The organism is Yokenella regensburgei ATCC 49455, assembly GCF_000735455.1.
Lineage (GTDB): Bacteria > Pseudomonadota > Gammaproteobacteria > Enterobacterales > Enterobacteriaceae > Yokenella > Yokenella regensburgei.
In genome coordinates this window covers 1-269 of the sequence record NZ_JMPS01000005.1, presented here as the reverse complement: position 1 = coordinate 269, position 269 = coordinate 1, and the positions used below count along the sequence as shown (strand labels likewise).

The 269-nt window shown below is 56.5% G+C and carries 1 protein-coding gene; it reads left to right on the top strand.

The features are described from left to right. On the top strand, positions 1-269 hold a 269-nt coding region (locus GYRE_RS00050; protein ID WP_248782252.1), incomplete at both ends, for a glycine/sarcosine/betaine reductase component B subunit.

Sequence of the window (269 nt, the reverse complement as noted above, 5' to 3'; positions counted from 1 at the left end):
CTGATGTTCCCGACGGAGGCGATGGACGGGGCGATTGTCAGCGGCAACTGCGTTTCTGCCTGCGATAAGAACACCACCTGGAGCCACCAGAACAACCCGGTGATTCAGGCGCTCTATCGCCGTCACGGGAAAGATCTCAACTTTATCGGCGTGATCCTCACCAATGAGAACGTGACCCTCAGCGACAAAGTGCGTTCATCCAATATGGTCGCTAAGCTCGCCGAACAGATGCAGCTCGACGGGGCGATTATCACTGAGGAAGGGTTCGG